3 protein-coding genes and 2 pseudogenes are annotated in these 3,613 nt (G+C 39.7%); 2 read left to right on the top strand and 3 right to left on the bottom strand.

Translation table 11 applies throughout. From position 1 onward, the window contains the following. Positions 1–209: pseudogene (locus tag L5M18_RS22825) on the top strand (IS3 family transposase); the annotation flags it as partial. A gap of 73 nt (positions 210–282) precedes the next feature. Continuing rightward, entirely contained in the window at positions 283–1,530 is a 1,248-nt protein-coding gene (locus tag L5M18_RS22820) for a KAP family NTPase (protein WP_263198696.1), read from the top strand. A gap of 201 nt (positions 1,531–1,731) precedes the next feature. On the opposite strand, the gene L5M18_RS22815 is transcribed toward L5M18_RS22820, so the two are convergent. The 3 genes and pseudogenes from L5M18_RS22815 to L5M18_RS22805 form a co-directional block, all read right to left on the bottom strand. Next, a complete protein-coding gene (locus tag L5M18_RS22815) occupies positions 1,732–2,376 on the bottom strand; it encodes an HGGxSTG domain-containing protein (protein WP_263198695.1) in 645 nt (214 codons plus the stop codon). Positions 2,377–2,587: 211 nt separating this feature from the next. Beyond that, a complete protein-coding gene (locus tag L5M18_RS22810; protein ID WP_263198694.1) occupies positions 2,588–3,316 on the bottom strand; it encodes an inovirus Gp2 family protein in 729 nt (242 codons plus the stop codon). A 90-nt stretch (positions 3,317–3,406) separates the two neighbouring features. Next, a pseudogene (locus tag L5M18_RS22805) lies at positions 3,407–3,613 on the bottom strand (IS3 family transposase); the annotation flags it as partial.

The following is a 3,613-nucleotide window of genomic DNA, read 5'->3' as shown; positions in this document are numbered from 1 at the left end:
AGCACAGTAAGCTCAATTTTGTATCACCGAGTGAGCGACATGCGATGCAAGATAAAGCGATTTTATCTAAGCGTAAGGAGGTACTAGAAGAAGCAAGATCAAGAAACCCTAAACGCTGGCCAAACGGTATAAGGAACTGTGACGTTATCGGTGAGGTAGTGTTGAACCCAGAAAAAGAGTCTGAAACTGAAACAAGAAATGCAGCTTAAAATTTAAGTAAAGAGTGCCAACTACCTTGAAAAACACCGTTACTCCCAAAAAAGCCTTTTAAAACGAATTTACATGCTTGGTAAATATAGGGTTTTCTTGCAGAAGGACACTCTAAGAAATGCCTTAATTTGGTGGGTGCTCATTGGAATTGCTGCCCTTGGGATAATCAGTACAGGCCTAATCGACAGCTTTTTGGCCGAAAGTGATAAATCACCAATCATTGTTTCTGGAGTAGTATCAGGTTTCGCTCTAACCATCATTGGGATAGCTAAAAATCTCTGGGCAAGCCCTTTTTTGAAAAAAATAAACTCTATAAGTAACTCCCCTGACTATTCTAAGCACTTAGGTGTTGCTCAGTATCTTAAAGACGATATACGGGCTTTAATCGATTCGTACTGCTTTTCAGCTCAACGCTACTTTGAAACAAAGTTTAACTCTTTATTTGCCTCGAAAAAAAATGAGACTCCTGACAATACGAAGAATATTGGAAGGAAAATCATACTCGTAATCGAGGATTTAGATCGTTGCTCTCCTGAGCGCATTGTTAATACTTTAGAGGCGATAAGGCTCCTGGCAAACCTAGATAATGTCATTGTGGTATTTGCAGTTGATGGTGAACAATTATTGAATGCCGTTGCTCTAAAGAGCTTGAACAGCTTTGTAGACCAGAAGCAGTCTCAGCAGATAGCCCGTGATTTTTTAGGTAAGTTATTTCAGTTAGTTATTGAGTTAGATGAGCCAACACCTTCTAAGTTATCTCAGTTTATTCAAAAACGACTTTACGACTCGATTGACGTTGGTGAGGAAGTAGTAGATTCATTCAAGCGTAGCGAGCATCTAAAAAAACAGGCTAAAGCGCAATCTTTCAATGAATTTAAAGTCGATTGGGATGAAGCTGAAACTGAAGAGGAACAGGTAAGTGAGGTTTCAAATACCTATCTGAAAAGCACCTTAGCTGAAGTTGAATACTTTACTCTTCTCACTGGAATTTTCAATGTTGGAACCCCTAGAACTTTGATTAGACTGCATAATTCAGTAACGCTATTAAAAGGCCTTTTTCCAGAGTTGATAGATGACAATGAAAAGCTAAAAGAGCATATGTTCTTCCTGTTCTTAAATGAATTTTACACTACAGACATACCATTGCATGCTTTTGATATACCTAATTTTTTTAAACATTTAAATGATACTAGCTCTAGCAGAGATAACGTCATTCAATATCATTACATACAAGAAATTGAGAACAATGATCCTAGCTCCTTACAGAAAACGCTCAATAGGGTCAGGAAGGTTACTATGCCTTATATAAGGCTTGAGTAGATATAAGGTGCTATAGCCGATCGGTTTACGCGAGTAAGTTGAACGATCTGTGCCAGTCGCTCACACGAATTTCCTCAACGGAACGTTACCGCCATTATTTAAAAATAAAATTTGAATAAAGCTGTTGGTTTAAATCAAGTCGGACATTGGCACCATAAAAGTGGGTGCCAACTTCTCTTAGATAGAGCGACTAGATTATACCTAGCTGGAAGCTTTGGATTTCTTTAGCTGCCTTTTTAGTGCTTTGTGTATAGGGTCAATAGTTATACGGCCAACGTAACCAAAACCCTTTTTCCGTTCAGTTTTAGAAAACACCCTCATTTCATGTGCTAATTCTGCATGAGAGCCGCTTAATCTATTGAAATAAGGGGTTGGGAAGACTGCCGAGTAGATATGGAATTTGAGGTGTTCAGCAGCGGTGTCTTTATAGTAATGATCCAGTGCGGACTGGATAATGAGCAGCGCCTCAGAACCATCAAATTCAGCAATGTAATATTTTGTGGTTTCTAATTCAAATCTGTATTGACTGACTATCTCTGTGATCTCATCTAGTCCACGAGCCTGGAGTTTAGTTAGCTCAATTAAACGTAGGTAAGCACTTAAGGCGTTTGCTATATATGCCTGTTTTATTTCAAGATTGAACCGTTTATTAAAATGCCACATGAAGGGATTAAGTAATGCGTTAACTCGTACCGCCAACTTTCCTTCCTTAGTTTTTGCACCTGTAGAGCGCCCACCATGCAATTTGCAGCGCCCATTAGTTTTGTTGCCATAACGCTGGCATGGGTTGCCACTTCGGGTCTTTGCTCCGCAGCGGGGAAGCGTTTCTAAATTAAATCTACTCATTAATATTTTTCTCTTTGGATCAACAAAAGTGGATCTACAACTGTTGGATCTGCTTCGGTTCATGGGCTTTGTTTTGCATTTCAAACAAATACGCGCTGGGATAACATCGTCAAATACCTCTGACAGCAGTGAGCTATTGGTTTTTGTGCGTTTTAGTTTGTTTTAAGCAAATCTGCTGGTGGATCATCTTCCGTAAATGGATCATGAACTTTTATCGGTTCATAGGGTGCTGAAGCTGTGATCCACTCAAAAGCTGATCCACTATGTGATGTAAACTTGATGTTCTCGAGCTAATGGATTCTTTGAGTTGCTGGGCATGGCTTAGCTCGTTAAACCAAGCAAATGTTGTCCACCTTCTGTTATTGATAGTATTTACTGCGTTATCAGTGTTTTCTCGTTTCTTCTTTCGCTGATTCATTTCAAAGGTGATCAAAGGATTAACCAAGAGAATGTCTTTGGTGTCATCAAATGTTGCTGATGGCTGGAGCTTATTGCTGAGAAACGTGCGCGCTTTGATATTGAGCTCCTTTGTAAATGCTTTCGCAAAGTAACTAAGGCGGTAAATGGCATTCTTGAGTGATGGCTTATTTCCTCGGCGCATAATGTTGAAAGGGCTATCAACTAATGAAGCCGTTCCACCAGCACGCTCCCATTGTGATTTAAGCTGATTTAACAGCTTGTGTGGATAATGGATCTTGTGTCCGCTAAGCATGAGTGCAACATGATAGTGTTGCGTTTCTGAATGATGTCGCTCTCTTGCACAAAGGTATTGCACTTTGCATTTGTATTGCTTTGATAGCTTTTCGACCTGCAGATCAAGGAACTGAGAAATTTGATTATTATCATCAGAAAACTGGTGTGGATGTAGATCAATTCTGACAACCATCACTTTGCTGTAGTGACTTAGCATCGTTTCACAACTTGAGATGATTTTGTTCACCAGCTGTGGCTTAAGCCCTTGAGATTTAGGTTTATAGACATGGTACGCATGCGGTGTTTTTCAAGGTAGTTGGCACTCTTTACTTAAATTTTAAGCTGCATTTCTTGTTTCAGTTTCAGACTCTTTTTCTGGGTTCAACACTACCTCACCGATAACGTCACAGTTCCTTATACCGTTTGGCCAGCGTTTAGGGTTTCTTGATCTTGCTTCTTCTAGTACCTCCTTACGCTTAGATAAAATCGCTTTATCTTGCATCGCATGTCGCTCACTCGGTGATACAAAATTGAGCTTACTGTG

Source organism: Shewanella sp. SM20 (assembly GCF_025654545.1).
GTDB lineage: Bacteria > Pseudomonadota > Gammaproteobacteria > Enterobacterales > Shewanellaceae > Shewanella > Shewanella oncorhynchi.
This window is presented reverse-complemented; position numbering and strand designations above follow the sequence as displayed.